This is a genomic window from Pseudomonas halotolerans (assembly GCF_039581215.1).
In the GTDB taxonomy this organism is placed as follows: domain Bacteria; phylum Pseudomonadota; class Gammaproteobacteria; order Pseudomonadales; family Pseudomonadaceae; genus Aquipseudomonas; species Aquipseudomonas tehranensis.
Window position 1 is genome coordinate 45,009 of the sequence record NZ_JBCNTJ010000008.1, and the last position, 16,362, is coordinate 61,370.

Sequence of the window (16,362 nt, forward strand, 5' to 3'; positions counted from 1 at the left end):
GCTCGCTCCCACAGGGTCTCGTGTACGACAAAGTCCAATGTGGGAGCGAGCCTGCTCGCGATGCTTTCAGCCTCCGAGCGATGTTACAACCCGCGCAAATCCCGCTCTTCGATCGGTCGGCTCTGGCGCAGGCGCCTGCCGCCCAGCACCACCCAGTCGATCAGGCGGAACAGGCACTCCAGGCCGAACGACAGCAACATGGCGCCACTGAGGCCCCAGATCATCGCCTCGGGCGTCAGCAGGATCTGGTAGCTGTAGCCGTTCCAGGTTTCCTTGCGAATCTCCGGGTCGGCGGCCAGTGCCACTTGCAGCAAACGGATGTACCACGGCCCCTGCATCGCCTGGAATTGCTTGTCCAACGCCTGCTGACGGACGAGCAAGGTGTTCAGGCTGTCGGCATCACTGCGAAAGATCGGGTCTTCGCTGGCACGGTAATGCGCCACCAACGCCTGCATGTCGCCCTTGAAGAACTGGTTGGCGGTGCCTTGGAAACCTTGCAGGCCGGTCTGCGCTTCGATCAGGTGCGCCTCGACCCGCTTGGCGTAATCGCTGATGAAACCCGGCACCTGCACCCCCACCAACAGGCCTACCGCGAACAACACCAGCCGTAGATAACTGAGCAACATAAGCGTGACGTCCTTATTCGGTCTGGCCATGGCTGACGCATTCACCGCGCCGCCACAGGCTCCATTGGCCCGGTTCGTAGCGGGTCCAGGTTTCGTTTTCAGTCAAGGGGTCAGTGGCAATTACCGTGACCACGTCATTGGGCGTGGTTTCGGCGTGGAAATCCACGATCACGTCGACATCCTTGAGCCGCGCCGGGCCGAACGGCGCGCGACGGGTGATATGGACCAGTTTGGTCGAGCAAAAGCAGAACAGCCAGTCACCGTCGCTGAGCATGCAATTGAACACGCCCTTGCTGCGGTATTCGGTGCAGGCCTGGATCAACGAGGGCAACAGTTGCTCCACCTCCACCGGCTCCGGGAACGCCTCGCGCACGCGGTTGAGCAAATCGCAGAACGCCGCCTCACTGTCGGTATCACCCACCGGACGATAGAAGCTTGCGCCCGGCTGGAAATCGGCAAGCTGGCCATTGTGGGCGAAGCACCAGTTGCGCCCCCATAACTCACGCACGAACGGGTGGGTGTTGGACAGGCAGACCTTGCCGACATTGGCCTGACGAATGTGCCCGATCACCACTTCGCTCTTGATGGGATAGCGCTGCACCAGGTTCGCCACTTCCGACTCGCTGCTGGCGGCAGGGTCCTGGAACAGGCGCAGGCCACGACCTTCATAGAAGGCAATGCCCCAGCCGTCCCGATGCGGCCCGGTCTTGCCGCCACGCTGCATCAGCCCGGTGAAGCTGAACACGATATCGGTCGGCACGTTGGCGCTCATGCCCAGTAACTCACACATGCTCGGACCCTCGCTTCAATGGGACAAGCCTGTTTACAGCCGCGGCTCGATACGCGAACGCTGAGGATTGCTCGGCACCGGTGGGCGACCGTAACGGTCATCCCCCGCCACACCGAACGGTTGCTCATCCTGTAGCTCATCGGCCGCAGCAGCGGCTTTGGCGGCAGTGGCTTTTTCCTTGCGAGCGCTGGCGGCACGCTCGATGGGAAAGCGGATCAGCACGAGAATCAAATAGAGGCCAAAGGCGATCATGCCGTACATGAACAGATCGGACACGGCACGCCAGGCGTTGTTGCCGACCTTGAACAGCACGTCCAGGGCGACGATGGCCAGGGCCGGAGCAACCTGCTCCTTCACGGGGTCGACGATAGTGGGGCTGAACAGCAACACCGCCATCAACAGACGCAGCGGTTCGCGCAACCCGCGCCACATCCAGCGGGTCATGCGCATCCATACCAGCAGGCAGCCCAGGGCGGCGAAGGCATAAAGGCCCCAGGCGATCAGATAGTCGTTCTCGGTCATGGTGTCCATGGCAAGGCAGGCAAAGAGGCGCTTATAGTAACGGCTTTTCGCTCGTCAGGCTGCCCCGGCGTCTGTCGAGTGGTCTGTGCCGCCGTATCTGTCGGTTAATTTCTGCCGCCGCAGGTGGCTGACCGAACTAACCACACCGGCCACCAGTCCCTATTTCGTACAACGTTCGAGAGCCTTTCATGCCCCTATCTGCCCACGTTTGCAACGCCCCGATTGCCCGCAGGGACGCCGGTGTTGACCCCTACGCCTGGCTGCAGGAGCGCGACACCGACGCCGTGCTCGACTACCTCAAGGCTGAAAACAGCTATCAGGACGCGCAACTGGCTGACCAGGCCGAACTGCGCGAAACCCTGTTTCAGGAAATCAAAGGCCGGATCCTGGAGACCGATCTGTCCCTGCCCTCGCCCTGGGGTCCGTACCTGTATTACACCCGCACCACGGCCGGCGACGAATACCCGCGTCACTACCGCTGCCCGCGCCCGACGGACGATAGCCTGACCGTCGATGAAAGCCGCGAACAATTGCTGCTGGACCCCAACGTGCTGGCCGGCGGCGGGTTCTTTTCCCTGGGTGCCTTCAGCATCAGCCCCGACCACCAGCGCCTGGCCTACAGCCTGGACACCACGGGCGACGAGATTTACACCCTGTTCGTCAAGGAGCTGGCCAATGACAAGGTCAGCGAACTGTCCTTTGAGGATTGCGACGGCAGCATGACCTGGGCCAACGACAGCCTGACGCTGTTCTTTGGTGAACTGGATGACACCCATCGCCCGCACAAACTGTGGCGCTATCGCCTGGACGGCACGGCGGCCGAAGAAGTGTTCCATGAGCCGGACGGGCGTTTCTTCCTGCATTGCTACCGCTCAAGCTCCGAGCGGCAGTTGATCCTGTCCCTGGGCAGCAAAACCACCAGTGAAGTCTGGGTCCTGGACGCCACACAGCCCCATCAGCCTTTCACCTGCCTGGCGCCGCGGGTGGAGAACCATGAGTACGACGTCGACCATGGCTTGCGCGACGGTCAGTGGACCTGGCTGATCCGCAGCAACCGCGACGGGATCAACTTCGCGCTGTACCAGGCGGCCGACACGGGCCTGGCGCCGACCGAGGCCGATTGGCAGAACCTGATCCCCCACAGCGACACGGTGATGATCGACGGCCTGAGCCTGAACGCCAGCGCCATGACCCTGAGCCTGCGTGAAGGCGGCCTGCCGATCATCGAAGTTCACCCACAAGGTTTACCGGCGTATCGGGTGCAACTGCCGGACGCGGCCTACAGCCTGCATGTGCAGAACAGCCTGGAGTTCGTCAGCCCCCGCATTCGCCTGCGCTACGAGGCGCTGAACCGTCCGGCGCAGATTCGCCAGCTGGACCTGGACAGCGGCGAACAGGTCGTACTCAAGCAAACCCCGGTGCTCGGTTCGTTCGATGCCGATGACTACGTCAGCCAGCGGCTGTGGGCGACGGCGCCGGACGGCACGCAAGTGCCCATCAGTCTGGTGGTCAAACGCGAAGCCCTCGGTCAGCCGGTACCGTTGTACCTGTATGGCTACGGCGCCTATGGCGAGAGCCTCGATCCGTGGTTCTCCCACTCACGACTGAGCCTGCTCGATCGTGGCGTGGCGTTTGCCATTGCCCATGTGCGTGGCGGCGGAGAACTGGGGGAAGCCTGGTATCGCGCCGGCAAGCAGGAGCACAAGCACAACACCTTCAGCGACTTCATTGCCTGCGCCGAGCATTTGATCGCCAATGGCTTCACCCGCGCCGATCAACTGGCAATCAGCGGCGGCAGTGCCGGAGGCTTGTTGATTGGCGCGGTGCTCAATCAACGCCCGGACCTGTTCAAGGTGGCGATTGCCGAAGTGCCGTTCGTCGACGTACTCAACACCATGCTCGACCCGGACCTGCCGCTGACCGTCACCGAATACGACGAGTGGGGTAATCCCGAGGAGCCAGCCGTCTATGATCGGATCAGAGCCTATGCCCCGTACGAAAACGTCAGGGCCCAGGCCTATCCGGCGCTGCTGGTGATCGCCGGTTACAACGACAGCCGCGTGCAGTATTGGGAAGCAGCCAAATGGGTGGCGAAATTGCGCGCCACCAAGACCGATGACAACCCCTTGCTGCTCAAGACCGAACTGGGTGCCGGCCACGGCGGAATGAGCGGGCGCTACCAGGGGTTACGTGACGTAGCCCTCGAATATGCATTTGTTTTGAAGGTTTTGGGGTTGGTCTGAGGAACTCTGTGGGATGGCCGGGTCTTAGCTCCATGTACAGGCCCTGACACAACCACAGTCAGTGTGGGAGCGAGCCTTTGTGGGAGCAAGGCTTGCCCGCGATGGCATCAGCTTGATCTGACAGACAGACCGAGTCGTCTGTATCGCGGGCAAGCCTTGCTCCCACAAAGGAATCGCCTTACATCCAAACCCTTGAACCGCACCAGACACAAGAAAAAGACCGTGACAACATGTCAGAACCGACCTTACTGAACAACGAAATCCGCGACTGGCTCATGGACTGCGGCCTGTTCGACCAGTTGCAGCCTGTCGACTTCGCCGCGGCGTCGGGCTACTTCAGCATCAGCGCCATTGCCCAAGGGGAAGCCATTTTTCGCGAGGGCGATGCCGGCAGCTTCATGTGCATCATCCACTCAGGGCAAGTGGCCGTGCAGAAAACCGGCCCCGACGGCCAACCCGTCACCATCGCCACGCTGCGCAGTGGCCGGGCATTCGGGGAAATGGCGGTGCTTGACGGTGAACGGCGCTCGGCCAGTTGCATCGCCGCCAGTGACTGCCAACTGCTGAACCTGGGCAAGGATTCCCTGGAAAAAATGCTCAACGATGCACCGAAAATCGCCGCCAAAATCATTCGAGCCCTCGCCGTCTCCCTGTCCAAGCGCCTGCGCATGGCCGATGGGCAGTTGCTGGCGCAGCAGGTCTGACCGTAGCGCCACAGCACCTGTGGGAGCGAGCCTGCTCGCGATAGCGGTGTATCAATCAGCATTGATGTTGACTGACACACCGCTATCGCGAGCAGGCTCGCTCCCACAGGGTTGCATCATTCAACCTTTCCAGGATCTACCCACCCGGCGACTTGGCCTTTGGCGGTTTCGGCTCCATGCCCGGTATCGGCTGGTCCTTGGGCGGCTTGGGCATTTCGATGGGCGGCAGCAACGGCGGTCCGCTTCCAGGGCCGGGCGTGGGCACGCCGCTGGGCGTGACCGGCGGGTATGGCATCGGTGTAGGCGTGCCGGGCGAACCGGGAATGCTCGGTGGGCTTACCGGAATCGTGGGCTGCTGGGCCTGCACCCAACTTATCGAGAGCGCTGCCAGGGCAATGGCCGTTAGAATGGTGCGCTTCATCAATGGCTCCGTGGCGATTGTCTGTCTTCAGGCTAGTCCTTACCGCGCTGCTTTGCCCTCCTTTGCATGAGACATCCATGAAACGTTTCGTTCTGCTGGACACCGCCCCCATCCCTGACAACGGCGGCGCCCTGTGCCTGTTCGAGTACGGCGACGACTTCGTTATCAAGATCCAGGGCGGCGACGGTGGCCAGTTGATGAATACGCGCATGCACGGCTCCGAAGACGCCCTGGCAGAAATTCCTTGCCGCAAGGTCGCCGGCCGTCCCGGCTCGCGCGTACTGATCGGGGGCCTCGGCATGGGTTTCACCCTGGCCTCGGCGCTCAAGCACCTGGGCAAAAGCGCCGAAGTGGTGGTAGCCGAACTGGTGCCCGGCGTGGTGGAGTGGAACCGCGGCCCTTTGGGCGAAAAAGCCGGCCGTCCATTGTCGGACCCGCGTACTGTGATCCGCATGGAAGATGTGGCCAAGGTGCTGCAAGCCGAACCCCAAGGCTTCGACGCCATCATGCTGGACGTCGACAACGGCCCCGAAGGCCTGACACAGAAAGCCAACAGCTGGCTCTATTCAACCGGCGGCCTGGCCGCCTGCGCCAAGGCCCTGCGGCCCAAGGGCATACTGGCGGTATGGTCGGCCAGCGCCGACCGGCAGTTTTGCGACAAACTGAAAAAGGCCGGCTTCAAGGCCGAAGAGGTGCAAGTCTTCGCCCATGGCAACAAAGGCACCCGCCACACCATCTGGATTGCCGAGAAGCTCAAGGGCTGAGCTAAACTCTGTTCAACCGTCATCAGTCTTTTTTACAAAGGTGAACCCATGAGTTCGTCAACGCCACCGTCCAACACCGCCAAGCTGGATCGCATCCTGGCCGATGCCCAGCGTGACCGGGAAATGGGTTACCGCGACAAAGCCCTGAAAATGTACCCCCACGTCTGTGGCCGTTGCGCCCGTGAGTTTTCCGGCAAGCGCCTGAGTGAACTGACCGTTCACCACCGCGACCACAACCATGACAACAACCCGCAGGACGGTTCCAACTGGGAACTGCTGTGCCTGTATTGCCACGACAACGAACACTCGCGTTACACCGACCAGCAATATTTCGGCGACGGCTCCCTGAGCACCCCGAAAATCGCCAAGGCGACCCACAACCCGTTTGCCGCGCTGGCGGGGTTGATGAAAAAAGACGAGTAATTTACAGCTGTCAGGCCGCCATCGCGAGCAAGCTCGCTCCCACAGGTTTTGTGAACGCCGAAACTCCAATGTGGGAGCGAGCTTGCTCGCGAAGGCGATCAAATAAACACCACACATCTCGAACCTGACCACCCTCCCCCATTCCCCGTATAATCGCGCCTTTTCCCCAAAGGCACCCCGCCCGTGGCCAACAAACGCTACAGCTGCATCGGTTTGTTCAACCCCAAATCTCCGGAAAACGTCGGTTCGGTCATGCGTGCCGCCGGCTGCTACGGCGTGGCGTCGGTGTTCTACACCGGCAAGCGTTATGAGCGCGCCGCGGACTTCGTCACGGACACCAAGAAAGTCCACTACGACATCCCGCTGATCGGCATCGACGACCTGAAGAAAATCCTGCCCCTGGGTTGTGTGCCAGTGGCCGTGGAGCTGGTGGACGGTGCGCGTCCCCTGCCTGAATACACTCACCCGGACCGGGCGCTGTATATCTTCGGCCCGGAAGATGGCTCGCTGGATAAAGACATCCGTGACTGGTGCGAAGACGTGGTGTACATCCCCACCACCGGTTGCATGAACCTGGCGGCCACGGTCAACGTCGTGCTGTACGACCGCATGGCCAAAGGCAACAACACCCGTTCGGGACCGCAATTCCGCTGATCGGTGCGCAATTGGATTGAACAAGGGAATCGCTCGGGCAGTCAGTTTTATACCAACCCCCACACCGGAGACAGATCATGAGCGATAACAACCCGTTCGAGCCGATTGAGACCACCCCTTTCCAATCTCATCCGCCGCAAAACGTGCATGGCTGGGAACGCATTGGCTCATTGGCCGGCGGAGTCCTGATGATGGGCAAGGGCTTGCGCCGTGGTGGTGTGATCGGTTTGGCCCAACTGGCGATCGGCGGCATGGCCCTGGCGCGCGGCATCACCGGGCACTGCTCGGCCAAGACGTTGCTGGAAAAGAATCGTCAGAACCTGCACCACGCCCGTGCCCGCATCGAGCAGGCCGGTGATGAGCTGAGCCGCATGAAGGCCAGTGCCGAGGCCGCGACCAGCACGGCTACAGTGACGGGGAATGATTCGCTGAATTCGCCCAAGGTTGGGCTCTGACTTTTGCGGTGGGGCTGATGGCCTCATCGCGGGCAAGCCTTGCTCCCACAGGATCGAGTCGTACCAAACATTTCGTCCGGCGAAGATCCAGTGTGGGAACTAGGCTTGCTCGCGATAGCGGTATTACTGAAGTAACTTGCTATCCAGAACGGTAGAACTCTCCCCCAGAACGCTCTCGCTGAGCTGGACAAACTCCTCGGTATCGACCGTCTCCAGGCGCATCGCAGCCTGCAGCACGTCATCGAGCGAGCGTTTGTTGCGGGTTTTCAAACGAATCTCGCGGTCCAGCTCCTGCAACAGCAACACCGCCTTGGCCTGCGTCGCGGTTCCGATCTGCTCACCGCGCAAGGTGGTGACGCCTTTGCTGTCACGGGCGAGGCGGTCATTGAGGGCCTGATAGCGCTCATCACTCATGCCGCCGGCCCGGCGCAGCAATTCGATGGCGTAGTACTCGGCCAGCCCTTCGCTGATCCAGTCACTGCGCTCACGGTCTTTGACCCGCGCCAGCATCTGCACCAGTTCCCGCAACATCGGGCTATGGCCACGTTCGCTCACCAGAGCGGGGCGACTGTGCAGATAAATCGACTCATGCCCGGCCTGGGCACCACGCCACATCGGGTCTGACGCGCCGATGATCAGCAGCTTGCCGGGATGACGCGGCACCAGCGCCTGCACCTGCGGCCAGACGAACGTCAGCAGCGTCAGCACATCCATCCGGCGCATGCCCTGGCCTTGGGGCGAGGCCACCGTCACCTCGGTCTCTCCCAGACGCGTGCGGCGGCTGCCGAGTTTACCGGCGAGCATCCAGCCGGTGGGGCGATCGAACAGCCGCGCCGGGTTGTCGATGCGAAAGCGTTGCTTGCCGATGCGCGGCCAGGGCGTTTCGATGCTTTTCCAGCCGTCGGGCAGCTCAAATTGCAGGCGTGACACCAGCTCAGTGCCATCCAGCTGATCCAACTTGGCCGGCGGCACAAGATCGTCGCCGCGCAGCAGCCCCCATCCCGGGGTCATACGGGTTTCAAACGTACCGTTCTTGCGAGTCTTACTGACGCGCACGCGATAGCTCAGGCTCGCCTTGTCGGCGCTGGGACGCCAAACACCGCGTGTTTGCTTGCCAGGGATGAGCCGCCATTGACCGTCGGCCTTGAAGTGGCTGTAGCGGCTGCCATCGCCGAGGTCGAAGTCCAGGCTGCGCACCGCCGAGCCCCGCGCCAGGGTCAGGCGCACTTCGGCCTGATCGCTTTGCGGCAACAGTTGCACGTGATAATCCAGATCGACCTTCTGCGCCGCCCACAGCGGCCCGCACAGCGCCAACAGCCCGGCTGCCAGCATCCTTTTCAATCCTGCAGCCATGGGTTCTCCCTGATGGTGCGATGCCTGGCATTCAGCCGGCGCGAAAAATCAGATGATCTTCCCAATCATCCTCGGGCACGCTGCCTTCGGCGAGCATACGCCCCGACTGGGAAATGCGTTCGTGGTGCACAGCATCGCGATCGCCACAGACCAGGTGGTGCCACAACGGCAGGTCCTTGCCCTCGCTGACCAGGCGATAGCCGCAGGTCGGCGGCAACCATTTGAACTCATCGGCCTTGCCCGGCGTGAGCTGGATGCAATCGGGAACAAAGTCGCGGCGCCGGGGATAGTCGGTGCACTGGCAGGTTTTCAGGTCCAGCAATTTGCAGGCGATGCGCGTGTAGTAGACGCTGTTGTCGTCTTCGTCTTCGAGTTTTTGCAGACAGCACAGGCCACAGCCGTCACACAGCGATTCCCATTCCTGCGCATCGAGCTGATCGAGGGTTTTACGTATCCAGAACGGTTCGACTTTGGCGGCCATGGCTCAAGCATTCAGCATCAGGTGGTGAAAAGGTCGTCAGTCTAGTGCCGGGGCTGCTTCAGGCCAAGCATGGGCGACTGTCGGTAGGGCGTTGCGCTGGCGAAGTCCGTCAATGGATTGGCCGAGAACACCGATTGGGCGAGCGCAGAAGATCAACTGTGGGAGCGAGCCTGCTCGCGATAGCGTCGGATCAGCCAGCCTTGAGACCGACTGACACACCGCTATCGCGAGCAGGCTCGCTCCCACAATCGGATGGGTGCTGGCCTTAATAGCCCCGATCGAAATCCACTTCCCCGCGCAACGCGGTTTCGCCGGCCTGGTAGGCCCGCAGGTTTTCCAGAAACAACTGCACCATCATCGCCGGCGACGTCGGAGCCGAGCTATGGCCGGTCAACAGCAGGCCCCAGGCGGTCCAGAACGGGTGCCGCTGTGGCAACGGCTCCTGGCGGCAAACGTCGATCACCGCACCGGCCAGGTGCCCTTCTTTCAAGGCTTGCACCAGATCCGCATCGACCACGGCCACGCCGCGCCCGACATTGATGAACAGGCCAGTAGGCTTGAACTGCTTGAACAGCGCCGCGTCATAAATATCGTGGGTGTCCGGCGTGTTGGGCAGCAGGTTGATCACGTAATCCACCTCGCCCACCATGCGCGGCAGATCCTTCAACGCCCCGACCTCGATGAAAGGCTCCAGCTCCCGGGCTTCGCTGGCAATGCCATACAGTTGCACGCCAAACGGCACCAGGAACTGCGCCACGCGCTGGCCGATATCGCCGGTGCCGACGATCAATGCCTTGCGCCCGGCCAGACTCTGGCCCTGACGATTGTCCCACTTGCGCTCGACCTGGCTGACCAGCCTCGCCAGCACCTCGCGCTCATGGCCGAGCATGTAGGTCAGCACGTACTCGGCCATCACCTGGCCAAAAATGCCCACCGCACGGGTCAGGCGATAATCACGCGTCAAGCCCTCGGCCAGCAGCGGTGTGATGCCCGCCCAGGTCGATTGCAGCCACTGGGGCTGATGGCCTTGACGCAACAGGGTGGCCAGCAGGTCGGGCTGGCCCAGCCAGACCGGGCAGTCGGCGGCCAGTCGCGACAGTTCGGCGGAGTCGCCACTGGTCAGGACTTCTAGATCGGGTGCAGCCTGTCGCAGAAGCTGGGCATACACCGCGTGGTCGTGTTCGGCAATCAGAACGCGCATGGATCAAACCTTTCAAAAACGATGCAGACGACCGCCGACAGAGTGTCGCTCCATCCTTGCGGCCATCGCCATTAAACCATTCCAGTGTTTCAAGAGACGCCCGGGACGGGTGCCTCAGGGTACCGTCAGACCGGGTCGTTGCGTCGCAGCAACTCATCCGGAAGATGCTCGATGTATTCGTCTTCAGCCGGTGGCATCTGCAAGTGATAACCCTGAGTATCGAGGTTTTCCAGCACCAGGTTGATGTCTTCCCGGGACAACTTGCGCTCGGGGCTCAGCACCAGGTCAAAGGCATGGATCGCCTTGCCAAAGGCAGCCATCAGGGGCTCGGGCACGCGCTCCAGGGCATCGCTTTTGAGCACATACAGGTACATCTCGTTTTTCTTCGAGCTTCGGTAGATCGAGCAGATACGTTTCAAGGCTGTTCTCCGGCGGTGGCCAGGCTATCGAGCAGCGCCTGGCCCATCAATTCGCGGCGCCAGCCACGCAGCGAATCGGGCAATTGGTAAGGACCCTCGGGAAAGCCGCTCTTGATCAGCGCTTCAAGGGTTTTCTTGCGCAGCATCAGTTCAGGGGCGATCCCCAGGCGCTCGGCCTCAACCTGCCCCAGTGCCCGCAGACGCTTGACCAGCGCCGAGGCCTCAATGGGCAAGGGTTCGGCCACGGCGGGCGGCCACTGTTCGGGCGGCAGGCTGGCGGCGCGTTTAATCAGCTCCAGCAGGAACTCGCCGTCCTGGCGCACGGTACGCGGGTGCATGTCTTCGATTTTCGCCAGCGCACCAAGGTTATCCGGCTGAGTGCGGGCCAGGGGCCACAGCGAATGCTCGCGGATGACCCGGTTGCGCGGCAGGTCACGGGCCCGCGCTTCCCGCTCGCGCCAGGCGCATAGCTCGCGCAGCACGGCCAGTTGGGCACGGGAAAGTTTCCAGGCCAGCTTGGCCTCGCGATAGACCTCATAGGGGTCGACTTCGCGACGCAGGTTGGCCACCAGTTCGGCGCCATCCTCCAGGACCCAGGCATATTTCTCGTCAGAAAGCTTCGGGCGCAACTGTACGAAAACTTCCGCCAGATGCACCGCATCTTCAGCGGCGTAGCTGATCTGCGTGTCGGACAGCGGCCTTTGCAACCAATCAGAGCGGGTTTCGCCCTTGGGCAACTCGAGACCCAGCACGTCCTGCACCAGCCGGGAATAACCCATGGAAAAACCCAGGTTCAGGTAGGCGGCGGCCAATTGAGTGTCAAACAGCGGCGCGGGCAGGCTGCCGGTCAAGCGCAGCAGCACTTCAAGGTCTTCGCTGCAGGCGTGCAGCACCTTGAGCACTGCCGGGTTTTCCAGCAACGCGGCCAGGGGTTTCCAGTTGTCGATGGTCAAGGGGTCGATCAGATAGGCACGCTCACCGTCGCCGATCTGCAACAAACCGGCAATGGGATAAAACGTGTCGACCCGCATGAATTCAGTGTCGAGGGCGACGAATGGCAACTGCTGCCATTCGTCGCAAAACTGACCGAGGCTATCGTTGTCGCGAATCCAGTGAATATCGATGGCCACACGGCTCTCCCTTGAAGAATGGCGCGCAGTATATATCGCCGCCAGCGATTGCGAGCATCCATAGAGCGGGAGCCTGAGAGAAATCGCCTGCGCGAAGGCAAGAATAGTCCTACATCGGAAATTAACCGGCCTTGCACAACGCATAAACCCGCGTCAGCGCAAAACCGGGCAGAAAATCCTGGAACCACAGCAGGGTGAAACCGGCCTGGCGGAACTCGGCTTCAACTTCAGCCTTATCGGCCAGTTCGCGGTGCGGCGCAGGTCCGATGTTGAGGCGCCCCTCAATTTGCACCGACACAATCACCGTGTCACGACTGACCCGATGAAACTCGCGCAGCAGCGCCAGCCGATGCTCGCTGGCCCTGAGGTGCCGAAACAGTTGCAGACACAAAATACAGTCCACCGCGTTAGCCGACAGGCCGAGGGTGAATGCCGAACTGGGAAAGGTCGTGACCCGTTCCAGCAACGCGCCGCCATGGTGGGTTCGGGCGTGATCGAGCATGTCCGGCGAGGGGTCCGCCGCCAGGATCACCCGATTGGCGTGTTCGGCCAGCACCGGCCAGAACCGACCCGCGCCACAGGTCACATCCAGCACCAGTCCCGGCTCACCGGCTGCTTTCAAGGCATTGCGGACCAATTGCTCATCACGCCAGAACGCCAAGCGCAGTCGCTTGGGCGCCGCTTGACGGCAGATGCGCGCGTGTTCCCGGTCGTGATGCCTGGCGAACTCGAGCTCTACGGGGGATGGGGGTTGCCCGGACATACCAGCCGCTCTTGGCAAAGATGAATGGGAACAGGCTAACCACCGATACGTGAAAAAAAGGTCGAGGCGCTCACTGCCGGGCCAGCACGCCGTCAATGACCGCGCCACGGCAACCGGCGAACAGGTCCAGGTCGCGGTTGTAAACTTTGCTGTTGACCTCCAGCAGCCCGAGCATCGAATGGAACAGATTGTCCTGGCTCAAGGGCTTGTCCCGGCTCATCTGCAGGCAATGGGTGTCGACCGAAAAGGACTTCTGATAGCTGTCGGAAAACCACGCCAGCATCGCCACGTGTTTCTGTTGTTCCGGGGCGAGCATGTAGGGCGTGCCATGGAGAAAAAGGTTGTATTCGCCCAGGGACTCGCCATGGTCCGACAGGTACAGCATGGCGGTGTCGACCTTGTCCTGATTGGCCCGCAGCAAGTCGATCAGGGTCGATAGCACATGGTCGGTGTACACCAGCGTGTTGTCGTAGCCGTTGACGATGCTCTGGCGGCTGCAATTGTTCAGCGCATTGCTTTGGCACACTGGGGTGAAATGTTCGTATTGCTTGGGATAGCGCTTGAAATACTCCGGCCCGTGACTGCCCATTTGGTGGAGCACCAGCACGGTGTCCTTGTCGAGGGTGTCGATGAAATGTTGCAGGCCTTGGAGCAGAATTTCGTCGCGACACTCGCTGTTGGCGCACAGGGTCGGGTCCTTGAGATTGCTGACGTCCTGCACAGTGACCCGGTCGCAAGTGCCTTTGCAGCCCGACTGGTTGTCACGCCAGATCACCTCCAGCCCGGCACGCTTGAGCACATCCAGCAGGCCTTCTTCGTTCTTGGCCTTGCTGGCGTCGTAGTTCTTGCGGCCCATGTTGGAAAACATACACGGCACCGATACCGCGGTTTCGGTACCGCAGGAATGCACATCAGTGAAGGCGATCAGGCCGGCTTCTTGATTGAGTTGCGGCGTGGTATCGCGGCTATAGCCCAGAATGCCGAAGTTCTCGGCACGGGCGCTCTCCCCCACCACCAGTACGGTCAGGGACTTGCGGGCATGGGTTTGCCAGACCGGATTGCGACTCGCGTCCTCACCCAAGGTGATGAAGGGTTGTTTGGCCGCCGCGACCTGCTCGCGCAAGTACCCGATCGACGCACCGATGTAGTTGCTCGGCACCACCATCAGGTGCAATTCGTGGTGATTGCGAAACAATGAAGACAACCCCTGGTAATTGGCCAGGGCGACCACGCCGATCACCGCCGCCGACACCCCACTCACCACCAACTTGCTTAACAGCTCTTTGGGCCAGCGGCGATAACTGATCGGCGTTTTAAATAATAACCAGGACGGCAACACGCCTAACAGACCGAAGTAGGCAAACAACTTCAACGACAATAAATCACGCACTTCCGTGGCATTGGTTTCAGCGAAGTTTCGAAACATCCCGGCATCGATCAGTACGCCATACTGAGCCATGAAGTACGCCACACCGGCGCTGGTCAGAAACAGCACGATCAGCACAGGCTTGAGCAGCCCACGGAACGCCACCATTGTCAGTACCAGGTTGAAGGCGAACAACACCAGCACCGCAAACGCCACGCCGATCAGCACGCCCCCGCCGTCACCTGCCGTAATGCTATGCAGGTGCTGCCAGAGCACGGCGTTAAAGCCCACTAATAAAAAGACACTGGCGACCAGCGTCACCCATTCGGGACGCACAGGTTTAATAGTCAGCATGAGGTTTAACGTTTCCTGGAAGTTGCGCGATGGAAAGCAAATACCGCAGGAAAGTTAGAAAAAAACTGTGCTACGGCCACGCAAACTCTAGGCAGGCCACTATCAATTTTTCGTGAAAAAGTTGCTATTAAATAATTTTTCAAATAACAAGCCACACGTCCGACCCGACGTGCAGCTGGTCGCTCATTTCAGGCCTGATGGATATACCAACGCCAGTCCTGCTCGCCTACCTCGCCCATGAACTGGCGGTATTCGGCGCGTTTGACCGCCAGGTACACCCTGAGAAATTCGTCCCCAAATGCTTGCCTGGCCCAGCTCGAGGCTTCAAGCGTGCGTATGGTGGTGAGCCAGTCGGTGGGCAGCAATTCACTCGCCTGGGCATAGCCGTTGCCCTCTACCGGCGCACCGGGATCGCACTGTTCACGAATGCCGCGATGGATGCCGGCCAATATGGCGGCGGCGGCCAGATAGGGGTTGGCGTCGGCACCACAAATACGATGTTCGATATGCCGCGAAAACGCCGGCCCGCCCGGTACCCTCAGGCTCACGGTGCGATTGTCCACGCCCCAGGTGGCCGCCAGCGGCGCGTAGCTGTTGCTCTGGAATCGCCGGTAGGAATTGGCATTCGGGCAGAACATCAGCAGTGAGTCGAGCAACGTGTCGAGCATCCCGCCCACCGCATGACGCAGCAGCGGCGTGCCATCGGCGGCTTCGCTGGCAAACAGGTTATGGCCCTCGCGATCCGCCAGGCTGACGTGCATGTGCATGCCCGAACCCGCCAGTTCCGCGAACGGCTTGGCCATGAAACACGCCTGCATGCCGTGTTTATGCGCCACGCCTTTGACCAGACGCTTGTAGCGCACCGCTTCATCCATGGCTTGCAAGGCATCGGTACGGTGCTGGAGGGTGATTTCCACCTGGCCCGGCGCGTATTCGGAAATGGCCGTTCGGGCCGGGATGCCCTGGGACTTGCAGGCGGCATAGAGGTCCGCCAGGAATGGCTCGATCTGTTCCAGCTCGCGCAAGCCATAGACCTGCGTGGCACGTGGCCGGCCGCCATCAGCGTCCCGCGCCGGTTGTGGTCGGCCCTGGCTGTCGCGCTGCGCATCCAAAAGATAGAACTCCAGCTCCGCCGCCATCACCGGGTAATAGCCATCGGCCTGCAACGCGTCGATCACTTGGCTGAGCAGGTAACGCGGATCGGCGATGGTGGCAGGCATGCCTTCCTGAGGATGCATGCTGACCTGCACGGCGGCAGTGGGGATCAGCCGCCAGGGCATTCGCTGCAAGCTGCCGCTGATGGGATAAGCCCGGCAATCGATGTCGCCAACCTCCCATACCAGCCCGGAGTTTTCCACGTCATCGCCATTGATGGTCAAGCCGAGAATGGTACTGGGCAAGGGCCGTCCACTTTCGTAAAGCGCCAGCAACTCATCGCGGTGCAGCAGTTTGCCCCGAGGCACACCGTTGCTGTCGAGGATAAACAGCTCGAACAACTCAATATCCGGATTTTGCTCCAGGAACGCCTGGGCTTGATGCAGGGGGGCAAAAGAGAGGTGGGCAGAACTCATGAGAATGCTCGTATTTTCATGTCGGACGGGCGACAAAGCACCGTCAGCCTGTGCTCGCGATCAACGAACACTGTTTAAGGATCAACAGGAAATACAAGTATCTGGAGGACGGGCATGGCGGC

The 16,362-nt window shown here is 61.1% G+C and carries 18 protein-coding genes; 6 read left to right on the forward strand and 12 right to left on the reverse strand.

Going from position 1 to position 16,362, the window contains the following annotated elements; translation table 11 throughout:
* Positions 1-83 precede the first annotated feature (83 nt).
* Genes AAIS01_RS12945 through AAIS01_RS12955 form a run of 3 tightly spaced genes read right to left on the reverse strand, consistent with a single transcriptional unit; the run spans position 84 to position 1,947 of the window.
* Positions 84-626: a DUF2937 family protein gene (locus AAIS01_RS12945; protein ID WP_305416078.1), complete on the reverse strand. Its 543-nt coding sequence runs from the start codon at positions 624-626 to the stop codon at positions 84-86.
* A 13-nt stretch (positions 627-639) separates the two neighbouring features.
* A complete protein-coding gene (locus AAIS01_RS12950; protein ID WP_343469283.1) occupies positions 640-1,416 on the reverse strand; it encodes a class II glutamine amidotransferase in 777 nt (258 codons plus the stop codon).
* A 33-nt stretch (positions 1,417-1,449) separates the two neighbouring features.
* Positions 1,450-1,947: an MFS transporter gene (locus AAIS01_RS12955; RefSeq protein ID WP_343469284.1), complete on the reverse strand. Its 498-nt coding sequence runs from the start codon at positions 1,945-1,947 to the stop codon at positions 1,450-1,452.
* Between the two features lie 179 nt (positions 1,948-2,126).
* Here AAIS01_RS12955 and AAIS01_RS12960 point away from each other — a divergent pair, with 179 nt between their 5' ends.
* Positions 2,127-4,181 (forward strand): S9 family peptidase, encoded by a 2,055-nt coding sequence (locus AAIS01_RS12960; protein WP_343469285.1) that lies wholly within the window; start codon positions 2,127-2,129, stop codon positions 4,179-4,181.
* Positions 4,182-4,411: 230 nt separating this feature from the next.
* A complete protein-coding gene (locus AAIS01_RS12965; protein ID WP_092397377.1) occupies positions 4,412-4,885 on the forward strand; it encodes a cyclic nucleotide-binding domain-containing protein in 474 nt (157 codons plus the stop codon).
* A gap of 136 nt (positions 4,886-5,021) precedes the next feature.
* On the opposite strand, the gene AAIS01_RS12970 is transcribed toward AAIS01_RS12965, so the two are convergent.
* Positions 5,022-5,306 (reverse strand): hypothetical protein, encoded by a 285-nt coding sequence (locus tag AAIS01_RS12970; protein WP_092458208.1) that lies wholly within the window; start codon positions 5,304-5,306, stop codon positions 5,022-5,024.
* Between the two features lie 77 nt (positions 5,307-5,383).
* Between AAIS01_RS12970 and AAIS01_RS12975 the strand changes: the two genes are divergently transcribed.
* From AAIS01_RS12975 to AAIS01_RS12990, 4 genes are all read left to right on the forward strand, one after another.
* Entirely contained in the window at positions 5,384-6,070 is a 687-nt protein-coding gene (locus AAIS01_RS12975; protein WP_214913190.1) for a spermidine synthase, read from the forward strand.
* Positions 6,071-6,118: 48 nt separating this feature from the next.
* The gene (locus AAIS01_RS12980) at positions 6,119-6,493 is read left to right on the forward strand and encodes a YajD family HNH nuclease (RefSeq protein ID WP_003184246.1); all 375 of its coding nucleotides are present in this window, start codon (positions 6,119-6,121) and stop codon (positions 6,491-6,493) included.
* Positions 6,494-6,676: 183 nt separating this feature from the next.
* Positions 6,677-7,147, forward strand: a complete 471-nt coding sequence (locus AAIS01_RS12985) for an RNA methyltransferase (RefSeq protein ID WP_003184248.1) — start codon at positions 6,677-6,679, stop codon at positions 7,145-7,147.
* 77 nt (positions 7,148-7,224) lie between these two features.
* Positions 7,225-7,602 (forward strand): YgaP family membrane protein, encoded by a 378-nt coding sequence (locus AAIS01_RS12990; protein WP_343469286.1) that lies wholly within the window; start codon positions 7,225-7,227, stop codon positions 7,600-7,602.
* 123 nt (positions 7,603-7,725) lie between these two features.
* Here the strand turns inward: AAIS01_RS12990 and AAIS01_RS12995 are convergent, their stop codons facing one another.
* From AAIS01_RS12995 to AAIS01_RS13030, 8 genes are all read right to left on the reverse strand, one after another.
* On the reverse strand, positions 7,726-8,955 hold the full coding sequence (locus tag AAIS01_RS12995) for a hypothetical protein (protein WP_343469287.1): 1,230 nt from the start codon (positions 8,953-8,955) through the stop codon (positions 7,726-7,728).
* 31 nt (positions 8,956-8,986) lie between these two features.
* The gene (locus tag AAIS01_RS13000; protein ID WP_186656064.1) at positions 8,987-9,436 is read right to left on the reverse strand and encodes a YcgN family cysteine cluster protein; all 450 of its coding nucleotides are present in this window, start codon (positions 9,434-9,436) and stop codon (positions 8,987-8,989) included.
* Between the two features lie 265 nt (positions 9,437-9,701).
* The gene (locus AAIS01_RS13005; protein ID WP_343469288.1) at positions 9,702-10,637 is read right to left on the reverse strand and encodes a D-2-hydroxyacid dehydrogenase; all 936 of its coding nucleotides are present in this window, start codon (positions 10,635-10,637) and stop codon (positions 9,702-9,704) included.
* 125 nt (positions 10,638-10,762) lie between these two features.
* Positions 10,763-11,056, reverse strand: coding sequence for a YcgL domain-containing protein (locus tag AAIS01_RS13010; RefSeq protein ID WP_343469289.1), 294 nt, complete (start codon positions 11,054-11,056; stop codon positions 10,763-10,765).
* The gene (rnd, locus tag AAIS01_RS13015; protein ID WP_343469290.1) at positions 11,053-12,186 is read right to left on the reverse strand and encodes a ribonuclease D; all 1,134 of its coding nucleotides are present in this window, start codon (positions 12,184-12,186) and stop codon (positions 11,053-11,055) included. The genes AAIS01_RS13010 and rnd overlap by 4 nt, the downstream gene beginning before the upstream one ends.
* 121 nt (positions 12,187-12,307) lie before the next feature.
* Entirely contained in the window at positions 12,308-12,949 is a 642-nt protein-coding gene (locus tag AAIS01_RS13020; RefSeq protein WP_343469291.1) for a class I SAM-dependent methyltransferase, read from the reverse strand.
* Positions 12,950-13,019: 70 nt separating this feature from the next.
* On the reverse strand, positions 13,020-14,669 hold the full coding sequence (locus AAIS01_RS13025) for a phosphoethanolamine transferase (protein WP_343469292.1): 1,650 nt from the start codon (positions 14,667-14,669) through the stop codon (positions 13,020-13,022).
* 188 nt (positions 14,670-14,857) lie between these two features.
* Positions 14,858-16,240, reverse strand: a complete 1,383-nt coding sequence (locus tag AAIS01_RS13030; RefSeq protein WP_343469293.1) for a glutamine synthetase family protein — start codon at positions 16,238-16,240, stop codon at positions 14,858-14,860.
* Positions 16,241-16,362: the final 122 nt, after the last annotated feature.

What these genes read in the sequence shown, in the direction of transcription:
- AAIS01_RS12945 (WP_305416078.1), bottom strand. Translation starts at nt 626, where the DNA reads ATGTTGCTCAGTTATCTACGGCTGGTGTTGTTCGCGGTAGGCCTGTTG.
- AAIS01_RS12950 (WP_343469283.1), bottom strand. Translation starts at nt 1,416, where the DNA reads ATGTGTGAGTTACTGGGCATGAGCGCCAACGTGCCGACCGATATCGTG.
- AAIS01_RS12955 (WP_343469284.1), bottom strand. Translation starts at nt 1,947, where the DNA reads ATGGACACCATGACCGAGAACGACTATCTGATCGCCTGGGGCCTTTAT.
- AAIS01_RS12960 (WP_343469285.1), top strand. Translation starts at nt 2,127, where the DNA reads ATGCCCCTATCTGCCCACGTTTGCAACGCCCCGATTGCCCGCAGGGAC.
- AAIS01_RS12965 (WP_092397377.1), top strand. Translation starts at nt 4,412, where the DNA reads ATGTCAGAACCGACCTTACTGAACAACGAAATCCGCGACTGGCTCATG.
- AAIS01_RS12970 (WP_092458208.1), bottom strand. Translation starts at nt 5,306, where the DNA reads ATGAAGCGCACCATTCTAACGGCCATTGCCCTGGCAGCGCTCTCGATA.
- AAIS01_RS12975 (WP_214913190.1), top strand. Translation starts at nt 5,384, where the DNA reads ATGAAACGTTTCGTTCTGCTGGACACCGCCCCCATCCCTGACAACGGC.
- AAIS01_RS12980 (WP_003184246.1), top strand. Translation starts at nt 6,119, where the DNA reads ATGAGTTCGTCAACGCCACCGTCCAACACCGCCAAGCTGGATCGCATC.
- AAIS01_RS12990 (WP_343469286.1), top strand. Translation starts at nt 7,225, where the DNA reads ATGAGCGATAACAACCCGTTCGAGCCGATTGAGACCACCCCTTTCCAA.
- AAIS01_RS12995 (WP_343469287.1), bottom strand. Translation starts at nt 8,955, where the DNA reads ATGGCTGCAGGATTGAAAAGGATGCTGGCAGCCGGGCTGTTGGCGCTG.
- AAIS01_RS13000 (WP_186656064.1), bottom strand. Translation starts at nt 9,436, where the DNA reads ATGGCCGCCAAAGTCGAACCGTTCTGGATACGTAAAACCCTCGATCAG.
- AAIS01_RS13005 (WP_343469288.1), bottom strand. Translation starts at nt 10,637, where the DNA reads ATGCGCGTTCTGATTGCCGAACACGACCACGCGGTGTATGCCCAGCTT.
- AAIS01_RS13020 (WP_343469291.1), bottom strand. Translation starts at nt 12,949, where the DNA reads ATGTCCGGGCAACCCCCATCCCCCGTAGAGCTCGAGTTCGCCAGGCAT.
- AAIS01_RS13025 (WP_343469292.1), bottom strand. Translation starts at nt 14,669, where the DNA reads ATGCTGACTATTAAACCTGTGCGTCCCGAATGGGTGACGCTGGTCGCC.
- AAIS01_RS13030 (WP_343469293.1), bottom strand. Translation starts at nt 16,240, where the DNA reads ATGAGTTCTGCCCACCTCTCTTTTGCCCCCCTGCATCAAGCCCAGGCG.